25 protein-coding genes and 1 tRNA gene are annotated in these 25,424 nt (G+C 61.0%); 14 read left to right on the top strand and 12 right to left on the bottom strand.

The features are described from left to right. Nucleotides 1-57: 57 nt before the first annotated feature. Nucleotides 58-1,032, top strand: a complete 975-nt coding sequence (locus FP026_RS17020; RefSeq protein WP_149635821.1) for a YihY/virulence factor BrkB family protein — start codon at nucleotides 58-60, stop codon at nucleotides 1,030-1,032. Here FP026_RS17020 and gluQRS read toward each other — a convergent pair. Then, nucleotides 997-1,878, bottom strand: a complete 882-nt coding sequence (gene gluQRS / locus FP026_RS17015; RefSeq protein ID WP_149635820.1) for a tRNA glutamyl-Q(34) synthetase GluQRS — start codon at nucleotides 1,876-1,878, stop codon at nucleotides 997-999. The two genes, FP026_RS17020 and gluQRS, sit on opposite strands and share 36 nt — an antisense overlap. Between gluQRS and FP026_RS17010 the strand changes: the two genes are divergently transcribed. Both FP026_RS17010 and FP026_RS17005 read left to right on the top strand, forming a co-directional pair. Beyond that, nucleotides 1,877-2,566: a DNA-3-methyladenine glycosylase family protein gene (locus FP026_RS17010; protein ID WP_188112607.1), complete on the top strand. Its 690-nt coding sequence runs from the start codon at nucleotides 1,877-1,879 to the stop codon at nucleotides 2,564-2,566. The two genes, gluQRS and FP026_RS17010, sit on opposite strands and share 2 nt — an antisense overlap. 111 nt (nucleotides 2,567-2,677) lie before the next feature. After that, a complete protein-coding gene (locus FP026_RS17005; protein WP_149635818.1) occupies nucleotides 2,678-3,235 on the top strand; it encodes an HNH endonuclease in 558 nt (185 codons plus the stop codon). A gap of 293 nt (nucleotides 3,236-3,528) precedes the next feature. Here the strand turns inward: FP026_RS17005 and FP026_RS17000 are convergent, their stop codons facing one another. The 5 genes from FP026_RS17000 to FP026_RS16980 form a co-directional block, all read right to left on the bottom strand. Continuing rightward, nucleotides 3,529-4,041, bottom strand: a complete 513-nt coding sequence (locus tag FP026_RS17000) for a disulfide bond formation protein B (protein WP_149635817.1) — start codon at nucleotides 4,039-4,041, stop codon at nucleotides 3,529-3,531. Nucleotides 4,042-4,059: 18 nt separating this feature from the next. Beyond that, nucleotides 4,060-4,653, bottom strand: a complete 594-nt coding sequence (locus FP026_RS16995; RefSeq protein ID WP_149635816.1) for a YqaA family protein — start codon at nucleotides 4,651-4,653, stop codon at nucleotides 4,060-4,062. Between the two features lie 159 nt (nucleotides 4,654-4,812). Further along, nucleotides 4,813-5,325 carry a hypothetical protein gene (locus FP026_RS16990; RefSeq protein WP_246665375.1) on the bottom strand — a complete coding sequence of 171 codons (513 nt, stop codon included), beginning with the start codon at nucleotides 5,323-5,325 and terminating at the stop codon, nucleotides 4,813-4,815. Between the two features lie 253 nt (nucleotides 5,326-5,578). After that, nucleotides 5,579-5,663: transfer RNA gene (locus FP026_RS16985), tRNA-Leu, on the bottom strand. Between the two features lie 143 nt (nucleotides 5,664-5,806). Further along, a complete protein-coding gene (locus FP026_RS16980; RefSeq protein ID WP_149636139.1) occupies nucleotides 5,807-7,105 on the bottom strand; it encodes an MFS transporter in 1,299 nt (432 codons plus the stop codon). Nucleotides 7,106-7,342: 237 nt separating this feature from the next. Between FP026_RS16980 and FP026_RS16975 the strand changes: the two genes are divergently transcribed. Beyond that, nucleotides 7,343-7,930: a TetR/AcrR family transcriptional regulator gene (locus FP026_RS16975; RefSeq protein WP_149635815.1), complete on the top strand. Its 588-nt coding sequence runs from the start codon at nucleotides 7,343-7,345 to the stop codon at nucleotides 7,928-7,930. A 7-nt stretch (nucleotides 7,931-7,937) separates the two neighbouring features. On the opposite strand, the gene FP026_RS16970 is transcribed toward FP026_RS16975, so the two are convergent. Both FP026_RS16970 and FP026_RS16965 read right to left on the bottom strand, forming a co-directional pair. Beyond that, nucleotides 7,938-8,732 (bottom strand): class I SAM-dependent methyltransferase, encoded by a 795-nt coding sequence (locus FP026_RS16970; protein WP_149635814.1) that lies wholly within the window; start codon nucleotides 8,730-8,732, stop codon nucleotides 7,938-7,940. Nucleotides 8,733-9,041: 309 nt separating this feature from the next. After that, complete coding sequence (locus FP026_RS16965) at nucleotides 9,042-10,022, bottom strand: aldo/keto reductase (protein WP_149635813.1); 981 nt, start codon at nucleotides 10,020-10,022, stop codon at nucleotides 9,042-9,044. Nucleotides 10,023-10,275: 253 nt separating this feature from the next. On the opposite strand from FP026_RS16965, the gene FP026_RS16960 reads away from it, so the two are divergent. After that, on the top strand, nucleotides 10,276-11,925 hold the full coding sequence (locus tag FP026_RS16960; RefSeq protein ID WP_149635812.1) for an AMP-binding protein: 1,650 nt from the start codon (nucleotides 10,276-10,278) through the stop codon (nucleotides 11,923-11,925). On the opposite strand, the gene FP026_RS16955 is transcribed toward FP026_RS16960, so the two are convergent. Further along, on the bottom strand, nucleotides 11,912-13,183 hold the full coding sequence (locus FP026_RS16955) for a GNAT family N-acetyltransferase (protein WP_149635811.1): 1,272 nt from the start codon (nucleotides 13,181-13,183) through the stop codon (nucleotides 11,912-11,914). The two genes, FP026_RS16960 and FP026_RS16955, sit on opposite strands and share 14 nt — an antisense overlap. Before the next feature lie 2 nt (nucleotides 13,184-13,185). Next, nucleotides 13,186-14,601, bottom strand: a complete 1,416-nt coding sequence (locus tag FP026_RS16950; protein WP_149635810.1) for an oligosaccharide flippase family protein — start codon at nucleotides 14,599-14,601, stop codon at nucleotides 13,186-13,188. A 247-nt stretch (nucleotides 14,602-14,848) separates the two neighbouring features. On the opposite strand from FP026_RS16950, the gene FP026_RS16945 reads away from it, so the two are divergent. Continuing rightward, nucleotides 14,849-15,478 carry a glutathione S-transferase family protein gene (locus tag FP026_RS16945; RefSeq protein WP_149635809.1) on the top strand — a complete coding sequence of 210 codons (630 nt, stop codon included), beginning with the start codon at nucleotides 14,849-14,851 and terminating at the stop codon, nucleotides 15,476-15,478. A gap of 107 nt (nucleotides 15,479-15,585) precedes the next feature. Here FP026_RS16945 and secA read toward each other — a convergent pair whose 3' ends face one another. Continuing rightward, entirely contained in the window at nucleotides 15,586-18,306 is a 2,721-nt protein-coding gene (gene secA, locus FP026_RS16940; protein ID WP_149635808.1) for a preprotein translocase subunit SecA, read from the bottom strand. Nucleotides 18,307-18,551: 245 nt separating this feature from the next. On the opposite strand from secA, the gene FP026_RS16935 reads away from it, so the two are divergent. The 6 genes from FP026_RS16935 to FP026_RS16910 all read left to right on the top strand — a co-directional run bounded on the left by FP026_RS16935 (nucleotide 18,552) and on the right by FP026_RS16910 (nucleotide 23,245). Next, nucleotides 18,552-19,475 carry a peptidylprolyl isomerase gene (locus FP026_RS16935; RefSeq protein WP_149635807.1) on the top strand — a complete coding sequence of 308 codons (924 nt, stop codon included), beginning with the start codon at nucleotides 18,552-18,554 and terminating at the stop codon, nucleotides 19,473-19,475. A 174-nt stretch (nucleotides 19,476-19,649) separates the two neighbouring features. Beyond that, nucleotides 19,650-20,891: a bifunctional glutamate N-acetyltransferase/amino-acid acetyltransferase ArgJ gene (argJ, locus tag FP026_RS16930; RefSeq protein ID WP_149635806.1), complete on the top strand. Its 1,242-nt coding sequence runs from the start codon at nucleotides 19,650-19,652 to the stop codon at nucleotides 20,889-20,891. Nucleotides 20,892-20,901: 10 nt separating this feature from the next. Further along, nucleotides 20,902-21,681 carry a GNAT family N-acetyltransferase gene (locus FP026_RS16925; RefSeq protein ID WP_149635805.1) on the top strand — a complete coding sequence of 260 codons (780 nt, stop codon included), beginning with the start codon at nucleotides 20,902-20,904 and terminating at the stop codon, nucleotides 21,679-21,681. Continuing rightward, nucleotides 21,678-22,091, top strand: a complete 414-nt coding sequence (gene mutT / locus FP026_RS16920) for an 8-oxo-dGTP diphosphatase MutT (protein ID WP_149635804.1) — start codon at nucleotides 21,678-21,680, stop codon at nucleotides 22,089-22,091. Before FP026_RS16925 ends, mutT begins: the two co-directional genes overlap by 4 nt. 475 nt (nucleotides 22,092-22,566) lie before the next feature. Further along, a complete protein-coding gene (locus FP026_RS16915; protein WP_112341266.1) occupies nucleotides 22,567-22,884 on the top strand; it encodes a hypothetical protein in 318 nt (105 codons plus the stop codon). A gap of 178 nt (nucleotides 22,885-23,062) precedes the next feature. After that, nucleotides 23,063-23,245, top strand: coding sequence for a Flp family type IVb pilin (locus FP026_RS16910; protein WP_149635803.1), 183 nt, complete (start codon nucleotides 23,063-23,065; stop codon nucleotides 23,243-23,245). Nucleotides 23,246-23,279: 34 nt separating this feature from the next. Here FP026_RS16910 and FP026_RS16905 read toward each other — a convergent pair whose 3' ends face one another. After that, complete coding sequence (locus FP026_RS16905; protein ID WP_149635802.1) at nucleotides 23,280-24,164, bottom strand: methyltransferase domain-containing protein; 885 nt, start codon at nucleotides 24,162-24,164, stop codon at nucleotides 23,280-23,282. A 192-nt stretch (nucleotides 24,165-24,356) separates the two neighbouring features. Between FP026_RS16905 and FP026_RS16900 the strand changes: the two genes are divergently transcribed. Together FP026_RS16900 and grxC are read left to right on the top strand one after the other, a co-directional pair. Then, a complete protein-coding gene (locus FP026_RS16900) occupies nucleotides 24,357-25,133 on the top strand; it encodes a ComF family protein (protein WP_149636138.1) in 777 nt (258 codons plus the stop codon). A gap of 30 nt (nucleotides 25,134-25,163) precedes the next feature. After that, on the top strand, nucleotides 25,164-25,421 hold the full coding sequence (gene grxC, locus FP026_RS16895) for a glutaredoxin 3 (protein WP_149635801.1): 258 nt from the start codon (nucleotides 25,164-25,166) through the stop codon (nucleotides 25,419-25,421). The last annotated feature ends 3 nt before the right edge of the window (nucleotides 25,422-25,424 follow it).

Here is a 25,424-nt window from a genome sequence, read left to right as displayed (position 1 = left end):
TACAATCGACAAGCGGCGGTATCAGTCGGATGAATGCCGACGTTAAGCGGAGATGGAATGCCGACAGCCCTGCGCACGATTTACAAGGTGATTTACGACGCAGTGTTCCATTTCGTCGAGGATGACGGGTTCGCCATGGCGAGCCATGTCGCGCTTTCGACGCTGCTGGCGGTTTTCCCTTTCCTGATCTTCGGCACGGCGCTGGCAAGCTTTCTCGGCGCCAGCCAATTCTCCTCGACGGCGGTGCATCTGATCTTCGACACATGGCCGGAGGCGATCGCCAAGCCGCTCGCCGATCAAGTGGTGCAGGTGCTGACCATTCCGCGCGGCGGCCTTTTGACGATTTCGGTGCTTGCGGCCGCCTATTTCGCCTCGAACGGTGTCGAGGCGCTGCGTATATCGCTGAACCGCGCCTACCGCGTTCCGGAAAACCGGCCGTGGTATTTCAACCGCCTCGCCAGCCTTGGCTACGTGCTGATCGCCGTGCTGATCTTCGCAATCCTCAGCATCCTGCTCGTCGCCGTGCCGCTGGCGCTGAATTACACACGGCTATGGCTGCCGCGGCTCGCCGATATCCTCGAGATCGTCTTCAGCTGGCGGATCTACGGCACGATCTTCCTGCTGCTGGCCGGGCTCATGATCCTGCATCTCTGGCTGGCGGCCGGCCACAGGCGGATCTTCGACGTCATTCCCGGCGTGCTGCTGACCTTGGTCTTCTGGTCGATCGGCGCCGTGCTTTTCGCCTATTATCTCTCGACCTTCGCCAATTATACCGCCACCTATGCCGGTCTGGCGTCCGTGATGATCGTGCTCATCTTCCTCTACATGCTGGCTGTGATCTTCATAATAGGGGCGGAGATCAATGCGGCGCTGATGAAGTTCCGCGTGCGCCGTCTGCTGTTCGGCAAGGTGGCGAGCCGTGCAGCCATCGGGGTGCCATCGGAAACGATACTCTCTGAACCAAGCCCCGAACCAGGGGCCAAACCGGGGCCTGAATCAGAGGCCGATCCGGCGGCGAAGCTCCACCGGTGAGAAACCCTGACGGCGCCATTCGGCAATGCCGGTATCGCCCATGCTCTTGGAAAGCTTTTTGCCATCGCTGCCGACGACGAGGCGGTGGTGATGATAGAGCGGTTCCGGCAGGCCGAGAAGGGTCTGCAGCAGGCGATGGATCGAGGTGGCGTAGAAGAGGTCGAGCCCGCGTACTATATGGGTGATGCCCTGCACGGCGTCATCGACCACGACCGAGAGATGGTAGCTCGAGGGCGCATCGGAGCGCGACAGCACGACATCGCCCCAGGCGACGGGATCGGCGAGGATGGTGCCCGTTTCGCCATCGCCGCTTTCCTGCCAATGGAACTCTCCACCCGCTGCCGCGAGCGCCTTTTCCATGTCGAGGCGCCAGGCATGCTTCACGCCGGATGCCAGCAGGCGCTGCCGCTCGGCATCGCCGCGCTCGCGATCGTCGGGCGGATAGAGCGGCGTACCGTCCGGATCGCGCGGCCAGGGACTGCCCTCGGCTTCGAAGGCGGCGACGCGGGCCTTGACCTCGCCGCGTGTCAGGAAGGCAGGGTAAACGAGGTCGCGCTCGATGAGGGCCTGCAACGCCTCCTGATAGGCTGGGAAATGTTCGGACTGCCGCCGCACCGGCTCCGGCCAGCGAAGGCCAAGCCAGGAAAGATCTGAAAAGATGCCGGCTTCGAAATCGGGTGTGCAGCGCGTCTGATCTATGTCTTCGATGCGCAGCAGGAAATCGCCGCCGGCTTCCGCCGCCATGTCGTGATTGAGAATGGCCGACAGCGCATGGCCGAGATGCAGCGGGCCGTTCGGGCTCGGGGCGAAACGGAATTTCGGCTTTTGACGGGGAATCTCGATCATGCTTTCTTCTGCCACGAATTTGAACCGAGGACTACGAGACGCCATGCAGATCATTCGCGACGAGCGCGATATCGAACGGGGGCTTACTGCCCTGCTGAAGCTCGATCCGCGCCTGCGGCCTGTTGCCGCAGAGGCGGGCACCTTGCCGTTGCGCCTGCGCGAACCGGGCTTCGAAGGACTTGCCCATATCATCGTTTCGCAGGTCGTTTCCCGTGCCAGCGCTGATGCCATCTGGGGGAAGATGATCGCCGGGATGGGGGAAGTGACCGCCAAGGGCTATGCCGGCCTGGAGCCGGAGGGATGGCGGACCTTCGGCCTGTCGCGAATCAAGCACGAGACGCTGGCGCGCGTTGCCGAAGCCGTCGCCGGAGGCAGCCTCGATCTTCACACGCTCAGCGCCGAATCACCTGATAAAGCGCTTGCCGAGCTGACCTCCATCAAGGGAATCGGCCCCTGGACGGCGGAAGTCTACCTGATGTTTTGCGGCGGTCACGCAGATGTGTTTCCGGCCGGCGATGTGGCGCTGCAGGCGGCCGTCGGCATGGCTTTCGGCCATGAAGTCAGGCCCTTGGCCAAGGCAATTGCCCGGGAAGCGGCGGTTTGGGCGCCCTGGCGCTCGGTCGCGGCACGGCTTTTCTGGGCCTATTACGCGGTGAAAACACGCCGGGATGCGCTGCCTATCGTTTAATCGGCGGTCTCCCCGAAATCGCCTTTATGCACTGAATTTATTGGACTTCACAATCCTGTAACAACCGGCCTAATATACAGGTGCAGATGCCGAATCGATCAGGAGGGTTCCTTGACGATTGCAGTTTCCCCGCAGTCCTTGCCGGCGCTCGTGCTGAACGCCGACTACAGACCGCTGAGTTACTATCCCTTGTCGCTCTGGTCCTGGCAGGACGCGATCAAGGCGGTTTTCCTTGACCGTGTGAACATCATCGCGGAATACGATCAGTGCGTGTCGTCACCGAGCTTCTCGATGCGGCTGCCGAGCGTCGTGTGCCTGAAGACCTATGTGCAGCCGTCCCGCAATCCCGCCTTCACCCGCTTCAACGTCTTCCTGCGCGACAGGTTCGAATGCCAGTATTGCGGCTCCCATGACGACCTGACCTTCGACCACGTAATCCCGCGCGCCCATGGCGGCGAGACGACTTGGGAGAACGTCGTGGCCGCCTGTTCGCCGTGCAACCTGCGCAAGGGCAGCAAGCTGCCGAAGCAGGCCGGCATGTTCCCGGCGCAGAAACCATACCAGCCGACAGTGCAGGACCTGCACAATAACGGCCGCCTGTTTCCGCCGAACTACCTGCACGACAGCTGGCTCGACTATCTCTATTGGGATTCGGAACTGCAGCCGTAAGGGCTTTTTGTTGGTGTGAGTGTCGCCTCCGCGGCTTCATGCGAGGAGAGTGCGGCACCCCCCTCTGTCCCTTTCGGGACATCTCCCCCACAAGGGGGGAGATTGGTAATTCGCTGCACTCCTTCACCTCAAGCAAGCATCGAGTCAGCTGCGATTATCGTTTGTTGTTTTATGGGGATGAGCAGCGGCAAGCTCCCACCAATCTCCCCCCTTGTGGGGGAGATGTCGCGACAGCGACAGAGGGGGGTAATCAGAGCCACCTCATATGAGAGGGCTGCCGCTCGCCCGAAAAATCAACCTGCCTTCTTCGCACCCACAAAAGCAATAGCAGCCAGGATCACGCTGGCGATCACATTCCACCCGGCCATCGACAGGCCGAGAATGCGCAGTGCTGCTTCCGTGCAGGAGGGGCCTTTGATGGTGTTCAGCTGACCGAGCAGGTCGCCGGCATTCTGCGTGACGCTGGCGGCCGAGGTGGAGCAGGTGGTCGGGCCTTCCCAGAAGTGCCATTCGACGCCGGCGTGATAGATGCCGATGCCGCCGCCGACCACCATCATCAGGCCGGCGATGATGAGCAGTCCACGGGTAATCCAGGAGGGCAGGCCGGCGACTGCCGTCAGCACGGCGATGATGGCGACGGGGATGCCGTAATAATAGGGCTGGCGCTGCTCCAGGCAGAGCGCGCAGGGGATATAGCCGCCGATATGCTCGAAGCCGAGCGCCGAGCCGATGACGACGATCATGCCGACCGTCAGCAATAGGCCGTAGCCGAGGCCGGCGCGGGAAGAGGACGAAGTCATGGACATGCGTTGGGGGCTCCTTGGTCAGCTCGCCAGGGCAAAATGGAAGACGGCGTATAGGGCGATGAGAATGGCGGCGGCTGCCATGGTGATCTGGCCGAGGCGCTTCTCGATGAAATGGCGGATGGATTCGCCATAGCGGCGCAAAAGGAAGGCCAGGAAGAAGAAGCGCGCGCCGCGGGCGACGATGGCCGAGATGATGAACAGGCCGAGATCGATATGGGCGACGCCGGAGAGGATCGTCACCACCTTGATCGGCGGCAAGTGCGCGAGACCCGATGTGACCAGCAGCAGCAGGATCCATTCATAGGTGATGCCGGCGCTCATCTGGTTGAAGGCGTCGAGCTTGCCGTAGAATTCGAGGATCGGCTTGGCGATGGTCTCAAAGGCGTAATAGCCGAGCGCCCAGCCGGCAATGCCGCCAAGCACGGAGGCGACCGTCGCCGTCAGCGCATAGCGCCAGGCACGCTCGGGCTTGGCAAGCGACATCGGCAGGAAAAGCACGTCCGCCGGAACGAGAAAGATGGAGCTCTCGACGAAGGCGATAACGGCCAACCAGATTTCCGCCGATTTGCGGCCGGCAAGCGACATGGTCCAGTCGTAAAGTCTACGAAGCATAAGGCCCCCTTTTTGCTGCGTTGCAAACCTTTAGGGGGCAGGATTATGGCTGTAAATGGTCGGGGAGTGACGGAAATGGCGGAAAGGCAAAATTTTTCGTGATGGTGTGAGTTCACGGGCTACGCGCTTCTTTGCTTCGACGAGTTGCAAACCGCTGCCTTACCCATGTCGCACGGTTGATATGGAGGGCAACCTGATGTAGGGGTCCCTGCCATCGTAAGAGAATTTGGGTATTCCCTTATTTCCTGTGATTAAGTTCGGAAGTAAGTGCCCCTGAGGTCCGAACATATAATCACCTCCTGCGCACAGATGCGCGAGAGCCTGATAATCAAAATATTTAAAACGCTCGTCCGCCAGAAATGCGGTCTCTCGATACCTGTCACCTGTGATCTTTCCGTAACCGGACGTTTTCAAAAATAGATTCCCGACAGCAGTATTGGTTTTAGCACCCTCACACATGGTGCCGACGATACCGCCCAACTTATAGATTCGCAGGATTTCCGCATCGGCATCCGGCAAACGTTTCATGGCTTCAGACAGATACCAATTCGTGGAAGGGTCATTGGTCATGGTCTTCCGCCAAAATGCGGGAATATCCTCCGCGAAGCAGTTCCATGCTGAAAGAGTCAATATAAGTCCGAGAATGGGAATATGCCTTATTGTTCTGATCATGCCGTGCTCCCCCAGAGATTGCATGTACCAAACATTGATCAACCGTTTCTCGGAGGAAAACACAATACTTCGATGGCTCTTTGAGAGCTTTTATTCACCCAAAGTTCGAGCTCACGACGGGCAAGACAACCAAGCGCGCTCCAGTTCGACCGACGGGTCAGCCGCGAACTCTAAAGGAGATGTAAAATGGGAGCTCGGACTTTGGATATGACCAGCTTTGATGATCTGAGACTTCAACAGGCTATGTTTGAAGTGGTGCCCCATGCCGGAGTCGAACCAGCACTTCTTTCGAAACTCGATTTTGAGTCGAGCGCGTCTACCAATTCCGCCAATGGGGCAACGGGGTACTGACGAGGCGGCTGTCTAGCATGTGACCGGCGGGGCGCGCAAGCCGGGTTGGCAGATATTGCGAGTGTTTCCGCAGGGTTGCGGTTTGGCCCATGGCGTGGGTGGACGCCATGGGCTTTTTGCCGTTTGAGGCTCAGTGAGCCATGGCCGGGCCTTTGCTGGTGGAGCCGGACTTTTGCAGGGTGATCGCCAGGATGGCGGCGAGCAGGCAGAAGGCGCCGGCGACGAAGAAGGCGGGCAGGTAGGTGTTGAGCTCCGTGCGGGTCAGGCCGGCGCCATAGGCAGCCGTGGCCGCACCCAGCTGGTGGCCGGCGAAGACCCAGCCGAAGACGAGGCCGGCTCTTTCGCGGCCGAAACGGTCGGCGGCGATCTTGACGGTCGGGGGCACGGTGGCGATCCAGTCGAGGCCGTAGAAGACCGCGAAGATCGACAGGCCGTAGAAGGTGAAGTTGCTGAAAGGCAGGTAGACCAGCGACAGGCCGCGCAACCCGTAATACCAGAAGAGCAGCCAGCGATTGTCGAAACGGTCGGAGAGCCAGCCGGAGCCGATCGTGCCGAAGAAATCGAAGATGCCCATGACGGCGAGCACGCTGGCGGCTGCGACCGGCACGATGCCGAAATCGCCGCACAGGGTGACGAAGTGCGTCTGGACCAGGCCGTTCGTCGACAGGCCGCAGATGAAGAAGGTGGCGAACAGGATCCAGAAGGTCGAGGTCGTGGAGGCCTCCCGCAGGATCGCGATCGGCGAGGCGAGCGCGGCCTTCAGGTTTCTGGTGGCCGGCGGCGGAGGCGTGATGTGGATCTCACCGACCAGCGGCAGGTTGACGTCCGAAGGACGGTCGCGCATCAGCAGCAGCACGATGAGGGCGGCAACGACGATCATGCCGCAGACGAAGAGCACCGTGGTGCGCCAGCCATAGCGCGTCGTCAGCTCCGCCATCAGCGGCAGGAAGACGAGCTGTCCGGTCGCCGAGCTGGCGGATAGCATGCCGATGACGAGGCCGCGATGCTTGGTGAACCAGCGGGTCGAGACGGTGGCGGCGAGCACCATGGCTGTGAGACCGGTGCCGAAGCCGATGATGATGCCCCAGCACAGAAGCAGCTGCCAGACTTCAGTCATGAAGAGCGAGCCGATGAAGCCGACGGTAATGGTCGCCAGCGCGAAGACGATGACCTTGCGCACGCCGAAATGGTTCATGAAGGCGGCGGCGAAGGGACCCATCAGGCCGAATAGCAGCAGCCGCACGGCAAGCGCCGAGGAGATGGACGAGGTGCTCCAGCCGAACTCGTCCTCCAGCGGCTTGATGAGCACGCCGGGCGCGCCCATGGCGCCGGCCGTGACCAGCATGGTGAGGAAGGTGGCGGCGACCACGACCCATCCATAGTGAATGTTGCGCCGGGCGAGCGTCGAAGCAAGGGCAGTTGAGACCATGAGGGGCGTTCCAATAGGGTTGCGTGTCTTGGCGTCGGGATCGGGAGAGCTTGAGAAAACGCTCGATCGCGGACGGCCAGGGGTAACCGTGCCCACTTCTAGCGTCATGCCGCTCTTCCGGCTTGAACGTTTGTGTAAAGGCATTTACATGATTGCTATCATATTTGTTGCGTATTGATGATGGTCATCATATAAATTGTCAATACAGATTTATTGATGCTCTGATGGAGTTTTTTGATGAGAGTTAGCCGGGAGAAATTCGCCGAGAATCGCGAGAAGATCCTTGCCGTGGCAGGCGAGCTCTTTCGCGAGAAGGGTTTCGACGGCATCGGTGTCGCTGAGATCATGAAGGCGGCCGGGCTCACGCATGGCGGTTTCTACGGCCATTTCGATTCGAAGGACGAGCTTGCCTGCGAGGCGAGCAAGGCTTTGGTGACGCGCTCGCTGGAGCGCTGGAAGGAGGTCGCGGCAAGCTCGCCCGACCAGCCGCTGGAAGCGCTGCTGGCCCATTATCTCTCGCATCGCAATGTGGTCGAGCATGCGACCGGCTGTGTCTTCGCGGCGCTGACGCAGGAGGTCAGCCGTCATGGTCCCAAGATGCAATCCACCTTCACGGGCGGGCTGATGGGGCTGGTCGAGGTGCTGGAAGAGATCGTTCCCGGCGAAACGCCGGAGGAGCGCCGTCGCAAGGCTTTTGCCAGCCTCTCCGCCATGGTCGGCGCCGTCATCCTGGCGCGGGCCATGGACAGTTCCGAACTGTCGCAGGAGTTCCTGTCGGCGACCCGGCAGGAGCTGACGCCGCTGCCGGATGAAAGCAACGGCTGACCTTCGCCTAGTCGCGAAATGCAAGCAACCCGTTCGCCTCGACGATCTCCTTGAACTTGCCGTCGGGCGCGACCGCCAGCAGTTCGGCGCGCAGGGCCGCTTCGAAATCGGCCGCCTTGTCGCCGAGCGCCTGCGGCGAGGTCGACGACATCGAGAAGATGCGGCCGACGATCTCTTCGATATCCCTTGTATATTCCGAGACGATGCCGATCCGTTCCAGATTGCGGAAGGGGGAGGCGAGCAGCATGGCTTCATGCGGCGTCCATTCCTTGCCCCTGCGCATCTGCCGCTCCGCGCTGCGCTCGGGCGAATAGGTTTCCATCAGCGGCTCAAGGATGCCGCGCCAGTTCGGCTCCGCCAGAATGCCCTTATCGTGGAAGAGGACGACGGCGCCGCCGGGCTCGATCAGCCTATCCAGTGCTTCCAGCGTTGCCGGCCTGTCCATCCAGTGAAATGAGCGGCCCATGACACAGAGGTGCAGCTTGCCGATATCCGGGCCGAGATCGTAGGAGGAGCCCTGACGAATGGTGATATCGACGCCGGCCATCTTCGCGCCGGCCTCGACCTCGGCGAGCATTTCCGGCTCCGGGTCCATGGCGGTGACAGCCGCTCCCTGCAGCCGCGCGAAGGCGATGCCGAGCTGGCCGGGACCGCAGCCGAGATCCAGTACATGGCCACCGGGTTTCAGGCCGCTACGCTCGGCGACGCGCTCGATCAGCCTGTCCGGATAGGGGATGCGATAACGCAGGTAATAGGCCGCGGTCGACTGAAAGCGCCGCGCCTCGAAGGGAACCGTGATCATTAGATATCATCCTCGGGGGTAAGGAACCCTGACCTGTTAAGCCTCAACTGTGACCTGCTCGTGAAGTCACTTTTGCGCGATTTGCCGCGTGGCCAATCGGCTTCAGAGGGTGTGAGTGCCCCTCACCCTAGCCCTCTCCCCGCTTGCGGGGAGAGGGGACGATCGAGCAAAACACTCGCGGTCACCGTGGACGGGACGTGGATTTGGCAGGCCCCCCCCTCTCCCCGCATAGGCGGGGAGAGGGGGGTGAGGGGCCAGGCAAGCAGGTGCGGCATCACCAGCGTAACCTGACCAGCCGCAAATCCCAGATCACTTAAATCCAGCAACCCCATGCGGGACATAAGGGCTCTCCAGCGCCTCGATTTCCTCCGGCGTCAATTTCACCTCCAGGGACGCGACGGCATCGGTGATGTGGCCAGGCTTAGAGGCGCCGATGATCGGCGCGGTGACGGCGCTCTTCTGCAGGATCCAGGCGGTCGCCACCTGCGCGCGCGGGATGCCGCGTGCCTTGGCGATCGCGCCGACGGCATCGACGATCTTGCGGTCGGCTTCGAGCGCTTGCGTATAGAGCGTCTTGCCGAATTCGTCGGATTCCGTGCGGGCCGTCGCCTCATCCCAATCGCGGGTGAGCCGGCCGCGGGCGAGCGGGCTCCAGGGGATGACGGCGATTTTCTGGTCTTCGCAGAAGGGCAGCATCTCGCGCTCCTCCTCGCGGTAGAGCAGGTTCAAGTGGTCCTGCATGCTGACGAACTCCGTCCAGCCGTTGAGGCGGGAGGTGTAGATCGCCTTGGCGAACTGCCAGGCATACATGGAGGAGGCGCCGATGTAGCGGGCCTTGCCGGCCTTGACGACATCATGCAGCGCTTCCAGCGTTTCCTCGATCGGCGTCGTATAGTCCCAGCGATGGATCTGGTAGAGATCGACATAGTCGGTGCCGAGGCGGCGCAGGCTGTTGTCGATCTCGTCGAAGATCGCCTTGCGCGACAGGCCGGCGCCGTTCGGGCCGGGGCGCATACGATTGAAGACTTTGGTGGCGAGCACGATATCGTCGCGGCGGGCGAAATCCTTGATGGCGCGGCCGACGATCTCTTCCGAGGAGCCGTTGGAATAGGTGTTGGCCGTATCGAGGAAGTTGATGCCGGCCTCGATCGCCTGGCGCAGCAGCGGGCGGCTCTCCTCCTCCTTCAACGACCAGGCGTGCGTGCCCTTGTTGGGATCGCCATAGGTCATGCAACCCAGGCAGATGCGTGAAACTTCCAGACCGGTCCGGCCAAGCTTTACGTATTCCATCGATATTCTCCGTCCATTCGATTATCCGGCGCAAAGAGGCCCGCCGCCCCGAGGGCGGCGGAATGCGTGCGTCACCAAATTAATCCGGCGGCCAGGCTTGCCGCCGATCGGTGGGTCCGTTCGTGAAGAGCTTCGAAGTATTCTTCAATAAATAAGGCAAATCGTTCGGCAGGGAAGACGGCAATCTCAAATGTTTCCTTGAACCCTGCGGGCGACAGGTGTTAGCTGCACCGCACCATTTTTGGAATTCTGCATGAAATTGCCCCCGCGTGATACTTATGATGCCCTCTATCGCGACTTTCGTTGGGAGATTCCGGCGAAATTCAACATAGGACATGCTGTTTGCGATGCTTGGGTCGAGGGCGAGCCAGATCGGGTCTGCCTCCAGCATTTCAATCCTGACGGCAATCACTTTTCCATGACCTATGGTGAGTTGCGCGATCGTTCCGCCTCTTTCGCCAATGCGCTTACAGCACTTGGCGTGGATCGAGGAGATCGGGTGGCGCTGCTGTTGCCGCAGAGTTTCGAGACGGTCGTGGCGCATGTCGCTATCTACAAGATGGGGGCGGTCGCTCTGCCTCTGGCTTTGCTGTTCGGCGCCGAGGCGCTGGAGTACCGGCTGAAGGCATCAGGCGCATCGGCGATCGTGACCAACCGGTTCGGCCTCGAGCGGCTTCGTCCGATCCGGCACCGGCTGCCTGAACTTGCGCAAGTGATCAGCATCGACGGCGCTGAAGAGGGCGTTGCCGGCTTTGCCGATCTGGTCGCGGCGCATCCGCCCTTGTTCGAGGTGGCCGACACCGGCCCGGACGATCCGGCATTGATGATCTTCACCTCGGGCACGACCGGGCCGCCCAAGGGCGCGCTGCATGGCCATCGCGTGTTGCCGGGGCATATTCCGGGCATGCAGTTCGCCCATGAGGGCTTTCCCAAAGCCGGTGATCGGCTCTGGACGCCATCGGACTGGGCCTGGGCCGGCGGCCTTCTGAATGCGCTGCTGCCGAGCCTGATGCTCGGCGTTCCCGTCGTTTCCTCGCCTGCGCAGAAGTTCGATCCGCACATGGCGTTCCGCATCATGGCCGAAATGGAGGTGCGCAATGCCTTCATCCCGCCGACGGCGCTGCGGCTTTTGAAGGCTGTCGACAATCCGCGGGCGCGTTACGACCTCAAGCTGCGCACGATAGGTTCGGCGGGTGAGGCGCTCGGCCGCGAAACCTTCGAATGGGCGCGGTCGGCGCTCGGTGTCAGCGTCAACGAATTCTTCGGCCAGACGGAGTGCAATTTCGTGCTCTCTTCCAGCGAGGCCTTAGGGGTCAGCCGTGCCGGGGCGACCGGCAAGCCCGTGCCCGGCCATCGTGTCGCGATCGTCGATGCCGATGGTGTCGAAGTTCCGATCGGGGAGAGCGGGCAGATTGCGATCAAACGGCCCGATCCGGTGATGTTCCTCGGCTACTGGCAGAACGAGACGGCGACCGAGGCGAAATTTGCCAATGATTGGCTGCTGACCGGTGATATCGGCCGGCAGGATGCGGATGGCTATATTTCCTTCGTCGGGCGCGACGACGATGTCATCACCTCGTCCGGCTATCGCATCGGCCCGAGCGAGATCGAGGATTGCCTTGGCGGCCACCCGGCCGTGCAGCTTGCCGCGGCGGTTGGCAAGCCGGATGCGGTCAGAACGGAAATCGTCAAGGCCTATGTCGTTCTCATACCAGGCCGCGAACCGAACGAAGCATTGGCGGCCGAGATCCGTGAGTGGGTGAAGACCCGGCTTTCCATGCATGAATATCCGCGCGAGATCGAATTCGTCGACGCGCTGCCGATGACGACGTCGGGCAAGGTGATCCGCCGCCTGCTGCGTGAGCGGGCGATTGCCGAGAGTCTCGGTTCTAACGCTTCGTAAGCGACAGGATCTTTTCGCGTAGCAGCTTCGCCATGTTGCGGGTGCTGCGATACATATGCAGTTGCGCGGTTACCTGGCGGACGTCACGGTCGCCATTCGGCGTCAGGCCGACGATCAGCGTGCCCATATCCTCGCGCTCATGCCAGAAGCGGCTCATGATCGGATGATCCGGTACGGCGCAGGAATCGGAGCGGACGACGTTGGCGTCGTCGAGATGCCATTCCGTCAGTTCGCCCATCAGCAGCTTGCCCGGCGAAAAACGGGCATAGGCCTCGTCATAGGCGGTCTTCCACGTATAGGCCTCGCCGCCCATAATGAGCACGATCATCGAGGCAATGGCCCTGCCGTCGAGATCGATGGTGTGGATGCGCACCGCGTCGATGGCTGCAAGATTGGAAATCGCTTCGCGGGCAAAGGCGGCATGATGGCGATCGGTGACGAGCGCCGAGCGCTTCTTGCCCTTCCAGCCGCTTGCCTCGATTGCCAGGAATTCTTCCATGCGCCTGTGCACGTCGCCCGGCTGACGCGCGACGTTGTAGCTGACCTCGCCCTGATTTTCCAATAAACGCCATTGCCGGCGCATTTCGCGCAAATGCGCGTTTGAGATCGTCCGCTTGAGATAGGCGAGCGCATCGTCGTTGCTCTGAAGCATCGGGCGCTGGAAAGGATTGGCGACCGCGATTGGCAGGTTCCGGCCGATGGCGATGACCTTCGCCATTTGAACGAAGCGGCCGTTCAGGCGCACATCCGGCAGCACCAGCGTCGTCGGCAGGTGCAGTTCCTGCCGGGAGAGCGCTTCGAAGAGATTATCGAGCGTCTCGCCCGCATCCTCCGCATCGACGAGCGGCGTGCCGAGCGGGCCGAAGGAGTTGGACCAGACGCGGATGATCGACGGGCCGATCGCAAAGCCCGGCTTGTCGACGGTGAAGGGCATCAGCAGACGCATGCGGCTGCGCGTGCTGCTGTTGTCGCGCATCAGCGCCAGGCGCACCTGCCGGTCCTCCAGCCGCGGCATGGCGGGCGCCAGAAAACGGCCGGAGAAGAAGACGTTCGGCTCCATGGCGCGGTTGGACAGGAAGTCCAGCTCGTCCTGCAACTCGTAGCCGAGCTTGCCGGGATAGAGGCAGAGTTCGCGGCCGGGGCGGCCGATCTCGACCCGGGCCTCGGCCTTCGGCGTTTCGAAGTGCAGCGCCGCGAGCGTATGCGTCAGGGCATTCACTTGGCTGTCGGTACTTTGGGTGTAGGGAGGGCGTGCCATGATCAGAGAGCCCTCGTTGCCGGTGGCGTTGCGGGGCGCCGGATGAGGGCGAACAGGGTGATGCCGAGCGCGTGGCGGACCGCGATGTGCAGAAGCAGAGCCTCGATCGCCATGGCGGCGGCGCCGGCAATGGCTGCTCCTTCGATGCCGAGATGTGGGATGAGGATGACGTTCAGGCCGATATTGGTGACAAGTGCTGCTGCATAGAGATAGACGCAGAGCATCTGCTTGTCGGCCATGGTCAGAAGCACTTCGGCAGGGCCGACCAATGCCCTTGCGAGGATGCCGGCAAGCAGGATTGCCATGACGATCTGACCATCGGTGAAGGACGCGCCGAAGAGCGACAGCAGGAACTGGCCAGCGGCGAGCACGGCAAGACCGATGGCAAGCGCGGGAAAGAAGGTCCAGCGCGTTGCATCGGCTGCGAAGGCGGCGAGCTTGCTTCGGTCACCTTCCGCCAGGATGGCGGCAAAGCGCGGGCCGATCGCGGCCTTGACGGCAAAATAGACGAAGTGAACCAGCGCCATGGTTTTGGTGGCGGCAAAATAGACGGCGACCTGATCTGGATCGAGGAAGATCCCGACCACCACGACGTCGGAATTGGTGAGGAGGTAGCCCACGCCTTCGACAAGAAAGATCGGAAAGGCGACGGTGAACCACGCGTTGAATTCCGTGGCTTTCGGGCCGCCCGGATAATGGCGGCGCAGGCGGAGGGTCACAACCAGATATTGCAGCAGGACACTGGTAAAGGCACCGGCCAGGGCTGCCGTCATAGCGGTAACCGCATCGCGCGGCGCTCCGCCAAGGACAGCGCCGACCATGAAGAGCAATATCAGCGTCGGACGGATCAGGAAGGTCGGGCTCAAGGCCATGACCGGCCAATGCTTGGCACGTGCCGTCCCGTCGAGAACATCGCCGAGCGCAATCATCGGCACAGCAATCAGCCCGAGGAAGATCGGCAGGATGTAATAGACTTCGATCATGCCGCGGAAGACATAGATCAGGAACGCGCCGATCAGGGCCAGCGTACCCGAGACGGCCACCACGAACAGGCGCGCCGTCGCGTTCAGGCCGCGAATGGCATCGTGATTGCCGCTGGCATCATATTGCGGCAGGAAGCGGATGATGGCGGTCGGGAAGCCGAGACAGGCAAGATTGCCGAAGAGGATCATCAACACCCAGACGAAAACGAAGACGCCGTATTCAAACCGGCCCATCAGGCGGGCAAGGATGATCTGCGACAGGAAGGCGAGGGCGGCGCCCGCGATGCGGATCGTGAAGGCGATCAGCGCCATGCGCTGCGAAACGGCCTTTTCGTCCTGACCAGCAAAGATGGCAGCGAGTTTGCGCAGATACGGCGATAGCGCGGTCCGCAATGCGGACGGCAACATTCTCTCCGCTGTTTGAAAGACCGCCATGATCGATACGCAATACTTTAAGTATGATCCCAACCTCGCGGCAGTCTTGGCAGAGGAGGGTTAAGAATCGGTTCTTTCCGCATGCAAAAATCATCCGTAAGCTGCGAAGAATTGTTCGCTGAGGGGATTCGAGGCAACCTTGGGATGCTGCGGCTCTTAGGGGTGCGATACCGCGCCCCGCTGCAGGAAACGGGTGGCGGACATTTAGCCGAGATGTAGAATCGATCGCATGCCAACGGAGGATCCCATGCTCACGCTCTATGATTATCTGCCATCGCAGAATGGCTGGAAGGCCAGGGTTTTGTTCGGGCTGCTCAATATTCCATATCAAACCCGCCTGGTGTCGATTTTCGAAGGCGAGGGACGCACGGATGCCTTTCTCGCTCTCAATCCGGCAGGCGGCATTCCCGTTCTCGAACTGGAGGATGGGCGCGCGATCGCCGAATCGAATGCGATCCTTACCTATGTCGCCGAAGGCACGCGATTTCTTCCGGCGGACCGCTATCAGCGCGCCAAGGTCATGCAGTGGCTATTCTTCGAGCAATATCATGTCGAGCCGGTCATCGGCACGCTGCGCTTCTGGACCTTGACGGGGCGGCTCGAGCTCAATGCCGTCATGACGGAGGCCAAGCGCGCGGGAGGCCTTCGTGCGCTTGCGGCGCTCGAGCGCGGGCTGAAGACCACGCCATTTCTCGCCGGCGAGGAGTTTTCGATCGCGGACATAGCGGTTTATGCCTATGCCCATCGGGCTGCGGATTGCGGCTTTGATCTCGCCGGTTATCCCGCGTTCACGGCTTGGTCCGATCGTGTGCTTGACGCCATCGGCCCCGGCTATCCGATCCATCTCTACAGTGAAGATCCGCACTCCGCCATCTGAGCACGATCGACCGCTGCCGCCCTGGCTTGGCGTGATTCCTGATTGTCGCAAAAACAAAAATGCCGCCAAACTGGCGGCATTTTGTCATTGCTATCAACCGATAAGGCTCAGACGACTTCGCTGCTCTCGAAGGCGCCGTGGCAGTGCTTGTACTTCTTGCCGGAGCCGCAGGGGCATGCCTCGTTGCGGCCGACGCGGCCCCAGGTTGCCGGGTTGCGCGGATCGCGATTTTCTGGCGCTACAGCGCTCTCACTTGCTAGAGCGAAGGGGGAGAATTCGTCCTCGCCGGTCGTTGCGTCGATGTGGCGGGCCTGCATCGGTGGCGTTTCCGGCTCGGCCGGCTGCTGCACGAGTTCGACGCGCGAGAGCTGGGCCGTCACTGCTTGGCGCAGATTGTTCAAGAGTGCCTGGAACAGCTCGAAAGCCTCGGCCTTGTATTCCTGCAGCGGATCGCGCTGGGCGTAGCCGCGGAAGCCGATGACCGAACGCAGATGGTCGAGATTGACGATGTGCTCGCGCCAGAGATTGTCCAGCGTCTGCAGCACGATGGAGCGCTCGACATAGGTCATGATCTCGGGTCCGAAGCGTTCGGCCTTTTCGGCCGCTGCCTTTTCGGCGGCTTCCGTCAGGCGGGCGCGGATATCGTCTTCGGCGATACCTTCTTCCTTGACCCAGTCATGGATCGGCATGTCGAGATCGAAGAAGTTGGCGACACCAGCCTTCAGCCCATCGGCATCCCATTGTTCGGCATAGGCGCGCTCGGGAATATGTCTTGAAACCAGGTCCTCGATGACGCCGTGGCGCATGTCACCGACGAATTCGGAGAGGTCCTTCGATTCCATCAGCTCGACGCGCTGCTCGAAGATGACCTTGCGCTGGTCGTTCAGTACGTCGTCGTACTTCAAAACGTTCTTGCGGATATCGAAGTTACGGGCTTCGACCTTCTTCTGGGCGCGTTCCAGAGCCTTGTTGATCCAGGGGTGGACGATGGCTTCGCCTTCCTTGAGGCCCAGCTTCTGCAGCATGCCGTCCATGCGGTCGGAGCCGAAGATGCGCATCAGGTCGTCCTGGAGCGACAGGTAGAACTTGGAGCGACCCGGGTCGCCCTGACGGCCGGAACGACCGCGAAGCTGATTGTCGATACGGCGGCTTTCATGGCGCTCGCTGGCGATGACGTAGAGGCCGCCGGCGGCCAGAGCCTGTTGCTTCAGTTCCTTGATTTCCTCGGCGATCCTGGCAATGGCCGCATCGCGCTCGGGACCGGGCTCCACCTCGTGCAGATCGCGCTCGACGCGCATTTCGAGGTTGCCGCCAAGCTGAATATCGGTACCGCGGCCGGCCATGTTGGTGGCGATCGTCACGGTGCCGGGAACGCCGGCCTGGGCGACGATATAGGCTTCCTGCTCGTGATAGCGGGCATTCAGCACTTGGAAATTGGAGAAGCCGCGCTTGCGCATGAGATCGGCGAGAAGTTCGGACTTCTCGATCGACGTCGTGCCGACCAAGACCGGCTGGCTGCGCTTATGCGCATCGAGGATCTCGTTGATGATCGCGTTGTACTTCTCAGTATGCGTACGATAGACCTCGTCGTCCTCGTCGATACGCTGGATCGGCAGATTGGTCGGCACTTCGATGACGTCGAGGCCGTAGATGTTGCCGAATTCTTCCGCTTCAGTCGATGCCGTGCCCGTCATGCCGGCAAGCTTATCGTACATGCGAAAATAGTTCTGGAAGGTGATCTGCGCCAGCGTCTGGTTTTCCGGCTGGATCTGTACGTGTTCCTTGGCTTCCAGGGCCTGGTGCTGGCCGTCGGAATAGCGTCGGCCCGGCATCATGCGGCCGGTGAATTCGTCGATGATGACGACTTCGCCGTTGCGGACGATATAGTCCTTGTCGCGCTGGAACAGCTTGTGCGCCTTGAGCGCATTGTTGATGTGGTGGACGATCGCGACGTTTTCGATGTCGTAGAGCGATTCACCCTTCAACAGGCCGGCATCGCGCAGCATGTTTTCCAGCTTCTCGGTGCCGTCTTCGGAGAAGTTGGCGGACCGCTGCTTTTCGTCGATCTCGTAATCGTCCTTCGAGAGGCGCGGAATGAAGGCGTCGATCGCGTTGTAGAGATCGGAACGGTCGTCGAGCGGGCCGGAAATGATCAACGGCGTGCGCGCCTCGTCGACGAGGATCGAGTCCACTTCGTCGACGATCGCGAAGTTATGGCCGCGCTGTACCATCTGGGCGCGTTCGTACTTCATATTGTCGCGCAGATAGTCGAAGCCCAGTTCGTTGTTGGTGGCGTAGGTGATGTCGCAGGCATAGGCTGCGTGGCGTTCTTCGTCCGACAAGCCGTGGACGATGACGCCCGTGGTCAGGCCGAGGAAACCGTAGAGACGGCCCATGGTACCGCTATCGCGCTGTGCCAGATAGTCGTTGACCGTGACGACGTGCACGCCCTTGCCGGCAAGCGCGTTCAGATAGACCGGCAATGTCGCGACCAGGGTCTTGCCTTCACCGGTCTTCATTTCGGCGATGGCGTTGGAATGAAGGATCATGCCGCCGATAAGCTGCACATCAAAAGGTCGCATGCCGAGAACGCGGCGCGACGCTTCGCGGGCAACGGCAAAGGCGGGTACGAGAAGATCGTCGAGCGTCTTGCCGTCTGCGAGCTGCTGGCGGAACTCAACCGTCTTTGCGGCCAGAGCTTCATCGGACAGCGCGCGCATCTGCTGCTCGAGCTCATTGATTGCGGCTACTTGCGGCTGGAACGATTTGACCCTGCGGTCGTTGGACGAGCCAAACAACTTGCGGGCAATTCCACCTAGGCTGACCATGTGACTGGTCCTTTCTGAGATTTCATCCGGCCGTTTCCTGCTTTATCCAATCCCAAAAAAACGGGAGTATAGCACAAAACGGCCGGAAACTGTTCTGGACGCGAGGTTGCGTGACAGATAAGAGGGGGGTCGATTGATGTCAACGGGATTTGGCCGATACAGAAAGGCCACATTCTCCTGCTGAAGGCTTTTTCACGCCGGAATCACATCTGTCGAGCCGGTCGAGATCACCGAAGGGTTATTTTATGTTGAAGTATAACAAGCTTGCTGCGGTTGCTTTCGCAACAATCGTTACCTTTCAGGCTCCGGTATTCGCAGCCGATGCCAAGGACCCCGTTGTCGCCAAGGTCGGCGATGTCGAAATCCATCAGTCCGAACTCAATCTGGCGATCGCCAACCTCGATCCGCAGCTCGGCCAGCTTCCGGACGACCAGAAGAAGGTCGCAGCGCTCTCGGCTTCGATCGACGTGAAGCTGCTGTCGCAGCAGGCCGCCACCGAAAAGCTCGACCAGACGCCGGACTTCCAGGCCCACATGGCCTATCTGCGCGACCGCGAACTGCACAATGCCTTCTTCAAGGCGCATGTCGCCGACAAGATCACGGATGACGAAGTCAAGGCCCGCTACGACAAGGAAGTCGCAGCCCTGCCGAAGCAGGAAGAAGTTCACGCCCGCCACATCCTCGTAAAGACCGAGGACGAGGCCAAGGCGATCATCAAGGAACTCGACGCCGGCAAGGACTTCGCCGCACTCGCCAAGGAAAAGTCGACTGACCCGAACAAGGCCGACGGTGGCGATCTTGGCTATTTCGGCCATGGCCGCATGGTCAAGGAATTCGAAGACGCAGCTTTCGCTCTTCCGGTCGGCACCTACACGAAGACCCCGGTCAAGACCGATTTCGGCTGGCATATCATCAAGGTCGAAGACAAGCGTAATGCTCCGCCGCCGCCGTTCGACCAGGTCAAGGACCAGGTTCGTCAGCTCGTCATGCGCGACAAGTATCTTGAGCTCCTGAACAAGGCCAAGACGGACACGAAGGTCGTCATCAACGACCCGGCGCTCAGCAAGGCCTATGACGATGCGCAGAAGCAGCAGGACGCGGCACCGGCCGATGACGCCGTCGCACCTGCGGATGGTGCGGCAGCGCCCGACGCCCAGCCGCAGCAGTAAGTCACAAGCAGTTAAACCATCAGGGCCCGGTTTTCCGGGCCTTTCACTGGAGCCGGATGATTTTAGGTCGCATCGACCTAAAATCTGAATCCGCTCCAGAATCAAAAAACAGAGCATGGTGTCGTCCTAAAACCGCCTACACTTTTCGGCATCATGCTCTATCAGGTGGCTCTCATGTCCGGTTCCGTCTCTCCGCTCGCTCCCAAAACCTTCACGGCCATGCCCGCTCTTCGCGGCGTGCGCATGACCACGGCGTCCGCCGGCATCAAGTACAAGAACCGGACCGACGTCCTGCTGATGGTCTTCGACAAGCCGGCTGCCGTCGCCGGCGTCTTTACCCGTTCGAAGTGCCCTTCGGCTCCGGTCGATTTCTGCCGCCAGAACCTCGCGCATGGCAGCGCGCGTGCCGTCGTCGTCAATTCCGGCAATGCCAATGCCTTCACCGGCCTGAAGGGCCGCCAGGCGACGGAACTGACCGCCAAGTCTGCGGCTGCGGCCGTCGGCTGCGGTGAAAACGAGGTCTATCTCGCTTCCACCGGCGTTATCGGCGAGCCGCTTGACGCCACCAAGTTTGCCGGCGTGCTCGACACGATGGCGAAGGATGCCGTCAGCGATTTCTGGTTCGAGGCCGCCAAGGCGATCATGACCACGGATACCTATCCGAAGGTCGCGACCCGCACCGCCGAGATCGGCGGCGTCAAGGTCACGATCAACGGCATTGCCAAGGGTGCGGGCATGATTGCGCCCGACATGGCGACGATGCTCTCCTTCGTCGTCACCGATGCCGATATTTCCTCTGCCGCGCTGCAGACGCTGCTGTCCGACGGCGTCGGCCCGAGCTTCAACTCCATGACGGTCGATAGCGACACCTCGACCTCGGACACGTTGATGCTGTTTGCCACGGGTGCCGCCGCAGCTGACGGGCAGGCGCATATCGATCGCGCCGACGATCCCAAGCTTGCAGCCTTCCGCGCGGCGCTCAACGAGCTGCTCAAGGATCTCGCCATTCAGGTCGTTCGCGACGGTGAAGGCGCCACCAAGATGCTCGAAATCACCGTGACAGGCGCTGAAAATGACGCTGCCGCCAAGCGCATCGCGCTTTCGATCGCCAATTCGCCGCTGGTCAAGACCGCGGCCGCCGGCGAAGACGCCAATTGGGGCCGTGTCGTCATGGCGGTCGGCAAAGCCGGCGAAATGGCGGATCGCGACAAGCTTGCCATCTGGTTCGGCGATGTCCGCGTCGCCGTCAATGGCGAGCGCGACGCTTCCTATTCGGAAGAAGCCGCCTCGAATGTCATGAAGCAGCAGGATATTCCCGTGAAGGTCGATCTCGGCCTCGGCAATGGTTGCGCAACGGTCTGGACCTGCGACCTGACGAAGGAATATGTTGCCATCAATGGCGACTACCGGAGCTGATATTTAGCTGATGCATGCGCAGTCCACGATAAACAAGCTGCCCTTGGTGCGCAGGCTCGAAGCCGTCGGCTTCCGGGCCTGGCCTGCATCGTCAGTGCAGTATGACGGCAGCTGGCAGGTGCGGCTGACGGCCGGGCACCCGTCGAAGCGGTTGAATTCGGTCGTGCCGCTCGATCCCTCGGATCACCGCGATCTCGAAATCCGCCTGGCGAAGGCGCAGCGCAAGTTCGAGGCTTACGGCCGGCCGATGGTGGTGCGCGAGACGCCGCTCGCTTCGCCGAAGCTTATAGACCTTCTGCGGGAGCGCCGCTGGACGCGCTTCGACGAGACCATCGTCATGATCGCCGATCTCGTCGATCTCGAGCTGCCCGATATGCTGGATCATCTGCCGAGCCATGATGTCGGCCGTTTTGTCGATGCGAGCCTCATTGTCGACGAAGCCGACCCCGCTTTGAAGCCGGCGCTGGCGGATGTGGTAAGCAACATCAAGCCGCCATCGGGTCTCTTCGTCATCGAGGATGCCGAGGCCGGGCCGCTGGCGACGACGCTCTGCGTGCAGGACAACGATCTTGCCGGCGTGATGTCGGTTGCGGTGTCGCCGCAGCATCGGCGCAAGGGCCTGGGCATCGAGATCCTGACGTCGGCGTTGCGCTGGGCGCGCATGCGCAGCGCCAAGACCGCCTGGCTTCAGGTCAGTGCCGACAACGCGCCGGCTCTGGCGCTCTATATCCGCTTTGGCTTCCGCGAGGCCTATCGCTATTGCTATTGGCAACCGCCGGGGGGCGCATGAGCGAGGCAGGCCGCAAGATCGTTCTCGTTGCCGCCTGCGCGCTCATCGATGCGGATGGCCGCATTCTTCTGGCGCAGCGCCCCGAAGGCAAGTCGCTTGCCGGTCTCTGGGAATTTCCCGGCGGCAAGGTCGAAGCCGGCGAGACGCCCGAGGAGACGCTGGTGCGCGAGCTCGAGGAAGAACTCGGCATCCAGACGAAGATCGCCTGCCTTGCGCCGCTGACCTTTGCCAGCCACACCTACGAAACCTTCCATCTGCTGATGCCGCTCTACATCTGCCGGCGCTACGAAGGCATTCCGCACGGCCGGGAAGGGCAGGCGCTGAAATGGGTGCGGCCGCAGGGTCTGCGCAACTACCCGATGCCGCCAGCCGACGAGCCGCTGATCCCCTTCCTGCAGGACCTGCTTTAGATTTTGACGGCGCTGCCCCGGAAGCTGCTCCGCTCTTGGACGGAATTCCGCCAGTCTCAGATATCCTTGAATCCGAAGTTTGACTTGGTGAGCTAATTGAGGCTGTTCGCCTCTGACGCTCTCCTATCCGATCACGCTGATCTGTGCCCATTGCGATTGCAATTTTTGCTTGTAAACACGATTGCTTTTTGCTTGTGGCTGTGTTCTTGACGCGGTTTTCGATGACGCGGTCAGAGAAAAGGATTTTTGCAACCTTTTCCTGAAGACCGCCAGTGCGTCCGAGGGCGGCGCATTGCAAACATGGTTAACGAAAATTAGCCATGTAATATCAGGCTTATAGCCCGAATCAGGCCGTGTGCCAGAATTTTACGTCTCTTTAGTTTGCATGTGGATATTAAGGGATCGTTTATGACCTTCTGGCATTGAATTCTCTCAATCAAGCGATTGTTGGGTGCGTTAAAGAAGGCTTGACATAATGGACGACGATTTCTGGAAAGCTGTTCAAGAAAAAGAGCAGTCATATTCCGCGTCGCGCAAAACGGGCGCGTTGAATATCGCTCTGCTGTTCGGGACAGCGGCGGTTGCGCTTTCGCTCATCCTCACGCCGATGCTCTCCGACAAATCGAAGTCACGCGTGCTTGCAAGCGCGCCTGATATCGACAATGTTACCACCGGCTCGATCCCGCAGACGGAAAACGGCAAGCGTTATACCATCCGCCGCAGCGTGCTGCAGCAGGAACCGGGTTCGGTCTGCATCGTCCAGGGTTATGGCGCCGATAGCGGCTGCCAGTAGAGCATTTCCAGGAAAGCGCGCAGCGCTTTTCCGTCCGGAATGCGTGAGGGAACAAAAGGATAGGGCGTTTTCGCGATTCAAAGGAAAGCGGAAATGCTGTTATGCATGAGCATAGCCTGCCGGATGCCATGATGAGCATCGGATTCATCTGTTGTCCAATGCTGGGAGCCCCGAGCTTATGCGTTCCGTATGGCGTATTTTCAATGACAAGACCGGTGCGACGGTCATCGAATATGGTTTGATTGCCGCACTGATGTCGGCGGCGATCATCAGTGGCGTCGGCGCTTTCGGCGGCAGCCTCTCGGGCGTGTTCAACACGCTCTCCAATACGATGCAGAATTCGGCCGCATCGGAAAACTGAGTTAGCTATCGACGGGGCCAGCCAGGATCGCCGGCTATTGCTTCAACTTGTGCTCTTCGACTTTGAGCGCATCCGCCAAGCGCGTCTTGGCGGAACCCGGCCGCAGCGGCTTCTGCTGGCTTTCGTGCGGCGTCCAGCCTGAGACGTAGATGATAGAGAATGTCGCCCTGATCCGGCCGTCCGGATCGGAATAGCGTTCGGCATAGAGTTCGGCCGCACGCAGGAAGAAGGCGCGCGTCAGCGGCTTGCGGCTGCGATCGACCAGCGGATTGGTCATGCCCATGGCGCGCAGGTCGCGCATCAGGGCAAAGAGATTGTCGTAGCGCACTGTGTAATTTTCGGCGTCGATGACGGGCAGGGTGAAGCCGGCACGCTGCAACAAGCCGCCGACATCGCGGACGTCGGCAAAGGGGATGACGCGCGGGCTTGCGCCGCCCGTCAATTCGATCTCGGTCGCGAGCAAGATCTCGCGCAGCTCCTGAAGGGTGCCGGAACCGGGGATCGCCGCCAGGAACAGGCCGTCGGCCTTCAGCGCCCGGCGGATCTGGATGAAGACGCCGGGCGTGTCGTTGGTGACGTGCAGGCTGAGCGGTGAAAGCACGAGGTTTACAGACTCGGCCTCCAGCGGCAATTCTTCCAGCGGGGCCTCGATAAGGGTCTCGCCGGGGGCGGCAAAGCCCGGCTCGTTTTCGATCCTTATCAGATGACCGATCTTCCCGGTCGCCAGAGCCAGGCGTGCGGTAATGCCGGTCGCGCCATGCAGTTCTACGGCTTCGTCGAAATGGCGTTCGGTGACGCCAAGCCGTTCCGCCAGTTCGCCGGCGGCAATATCAAGCAGGAACGCCGCTTTCGGGTCGCCTTGTCTCAAGGCCCGGCGCTTGCGGGCTGCAAGCAGCGATTGGTCGAACACGATTTCCATGGCGGTTTCCTGCGATATCATCAATTCGGCGGGGCGTGGCGGACACGCGCGTTTTCCTTCGCAAAGCCTGCGGGAAAAAGCTAGAGACGAGTTCGGCGCTTCATGGTTGAACTCGTTTTCCAGCGTTTCTCTTGCGCAATTCCGGACGGAAAACCGCTATACACTTTTCCCGAAATTGCTAGTCTCAATCATATGGGGATGATGGGACGCGAAATCACCTTATCTATGCTGGGTGCCGGGCTGAAAAAGCCTTGGGTGGCACTCGCCGATCTCGTCTATCCACCCGCCTGTCCGGGTTGCGGGGTCTCGGTCGGGGCGCATCGCGGTCTATGCCCGGCATGCTGGTCGGGCATTCGCTTCATCGAGCGGCCCTATTGCGAGATTCTGGGCAGCCCATTTTCCCATGATCTCGGTGCCGGCATTCTCAGCGCCGAAGCGATAGCCGATCCGCCTGTCTTTGACCGCCTGCGCTCCGCCGCCGTCCATGATGGTATCGTGCGCGATCTTGTCCTCAGCCTGAAATATCGTGACCGCACCGATCTCGCGCCGATGATGGCCGGCTGGATGCTGCGCGCCAGCGACGGATCGGTTGCCGCCTGCGACGCGGTCATTCCAGTGCCGCTGCACCGGGCGCGGCTGTTTGCGCGTAAATATAATCAGGCCGCCGAACTCGCCCGCCACATCGCCCGCCTTTCGGGCAAGCCGCTGTTTGCCGCAACGCTTCTGCGCGTCAAGCGCACGAGCCAGCAGGTCGGTCTCGGGGCCAAGGCACGGCAAGACAATGTGCGTGGTGCTTTCGCCGTCTCCGAACACCGGGCCGCCGATATATTCGGCCGACGTATCGTTCTCGTCGACGACGTCTATACGACCGGCGCCACGGTCGCAGCGGCGACGCGCGCCCTGAAGAAAGCAGGTGCTGCCGATGTCACGGTTTTGACCTTTGCAAGGGTCGTCGACCATCTTATATGACAATCACTATAGGCTTTTCCGGAGTGGATCATGGCATCCGTCGTTATCTATACGCGTGAATTCTGCGGCTATTGCGCCCGTGCGAAGTCACTGCTTGAATCCAAGGGCGTCGACTATGTCGAGCACAACGCCACCTATTCGCCCGAGATGCGGCAGGAGATGATCGCCAAGGCAAACGGCCACTCGACCTTTCCGCAGATTTTCATCAATGGTGAGCATGTCGGCGGCTGCGATGATATCCATGCGCTCGACCGGGCCGGCAAGCTCGACCCGATGCTGGCTGCCTGATCC

The organism is Martinezella tropici (assembly GCF_008370325.1).
Taxonomy (GTDB): Bacteria; Pseudomonadota; Alphaproteobacteria; order Rhizobiales; family Rhizobiaceae; genus Rhizobium; species Rhizobium tropici_B.
The sequence above is the reverse complement of the archived record's forward strand: the minus strand, read 5'-3'. Positions and strand labels throughout refer to the sequence as shown.

What these genes read in the sequence shown, in the direction of transcription:
- FP026_RS17020 (WP_149635821.1), top strand. Translation starts at nt 58, where the DNA reads ATGCCGACAGCCCTGCGCACGATTTACAAGGTGATTTACGACGCAGTG.
- FP026_RS17010 (WP_188112607.1), top strand. Translation starts at nt 1,877, where the DNA reads ATGCTTTCTTCTGCCACGAATTTGAACCGAGGACTACGAGACGCCATG.
- gluQRS (WP_149635820.1), bottom strand. Translation starts at nt 1,878, where the DNA reads ATGATCGAGATTCCCCGTCAAAAGCCGAAATTCCGTTTCGCCCCGAGC.
- FP026_RS17000 (WP_149635817.1), bottom strand. Translation starts at nt 4,041, where the DNA reads ATGTCCATGACTTCGTCCTCTTCCCGCGCCGGCCTCGGCTACGGCCTA.
- FP026_RS16995 (WP_149635816.1), bottom strand. Translation starts at nt 4,653, where the DNA reads ATGCTTCGTAGACTTTACGACTGGACCATGTCGCTTGCCGGCCGCAAA.
- FP026_RS16990 (WP_246665375.1), bottom strand. Translation starts at nt 5,325, where the DNA reads ATGATCAGAACAATAAGGCATATTCCCATTCTCGGACTTATATTGACT.
- FP026_RS16980 (WP_149636139.1), bottom strand. Translation starts at nt 7,105, where the DNA reads ATGGTCTCAACTGCCCTTGCTTCGACGCTCGCCCGGCGCAACATTCAC.
- FP026_RS16975 (WP_149635815.1), top strand. Translation starts at nt 7,343, where the DNA reads ATGAGAGTTAGCCGGGAGAAATTCGCCGAGAATCGCGAGAAGATCCTT.
- FP026_RS16970 (WP_149635814.1), bottom strand. Translation starts at nt 8,732, where the DNA reads ATGATCACGGTTCCCTTCGAGGCGCGGCGCTTTCAGTCGACCGCGGCC.
- FP026_RS16965 (WP_149635813.1), bottom strand. Translation starts at nt 10,022, where the DNA reads ATGGAATACGTAAAGCTTGGCCGGACCGGTCTGGAAGTTTCACGCATC.
- FP026_RS16960 (WP_149635812.1), top strand. Translation starts at nt 10,276, where the DNA reads ATGAAATTGCCCCCGCGTGATACTTATGATGCCCTCTATCGCGACTTT.
- FP026_RS16955 (WP_149635811.1), bottom strand. Translation starts at nt 13,183, where the DNA reads ATGGCACGCCCTCCCTACACCCAAAGTACCGACAGCCAAGTGAATGCC.
- FP026_RS16950 (WP_149635810.1), bottom strand. Translation starts at nt 14,601, where the DNA reads ATGGCGGTCTTTCAAACAGCGGAGAGAATGTTGCCGTCCGCATTGCGG.
- FP026_RS16945 (WP_149635809.1), top strand. Translation starts at nt 14,849, where the DNA reads ATGCTCACGCTCTATGATTATCTGCCATCGCAGAATGGCTGGAAGGCC.
- secA (WP_149635808.1), bottom strand. Translation starts at nt 18,306, where the DNA reads ATGGTCAGCCTAGGTGGAATTGCCCGCAAGTTGTTTGGCTCGTCCAAC.
- FP026_RS16935 (WP_149635807.1), top strand. Translation starts at nt 18,552, where the DNA reads ATGTTGAAGTATAACAAGCTTGCTGCGGTTGCTTTCGCAACAATCGTT.
- argJ (WP_149635806.1), top strand. Translation starts at nt 19,650, where the DNA reads ATGTCCGGTTCCGTCTCTCCGCTCGCTCCCAAAACCTTCACGGCCATG.
- FP026_RS16925 (WP_149635805.1), top strand. Translation starts at nt 20,902, where the DNA reads ATGCATGCGCAGTCCACGATAAACAAGCTGCCCTTGGTGCGCAGGCTC.
- mutT (WP_149635804.1), top strand. Translation starts at nt 21,678, where the DNA reads ATGAGCGAGGCAGGCCGCAAGATCGTTCTCGTTGCCGCCTGCGCGCTC.
- FP026_RS16915 (WP_112341266.1), top strand. Translation starts at nt 22,567, where the DNA reads ATGGACGACGATTTCTGGAAAGCTGTTCAAGAAAAAGAGCAGTCATAT.
- FP026_RS16910 (WP_149635803.1), top strand. Translation starts at nt 23,063, where the DNA reads ATGCGTTCCGTATGGCGTATTTTCAATGACAAGACCGGTGCGACGGTC.
- FP026_RS16905 (WP_149635802.1), bottom strand. Translation starts at nt 24,164, where the DNA reads ATGGAAATCGTGTTCGACCAATCGCTGCTTGCAGCCCGCAAGCGCCGG.
- FP026_RS16900 (WP_149636138.1), top strand. Translation starts at nt 24,357, where the DNA reads ATGGGGATGATGGGACGCGAAATCACCTTATCTATGCTGGGTGCCGGG.
- grxC (WP_149635801.1), top strand. Translation starts at nt 25,164, where the DNA reads ATGGCATCCGTCGTTATCTATACGCGTGAATTCTGCGGCTATTGCGCC.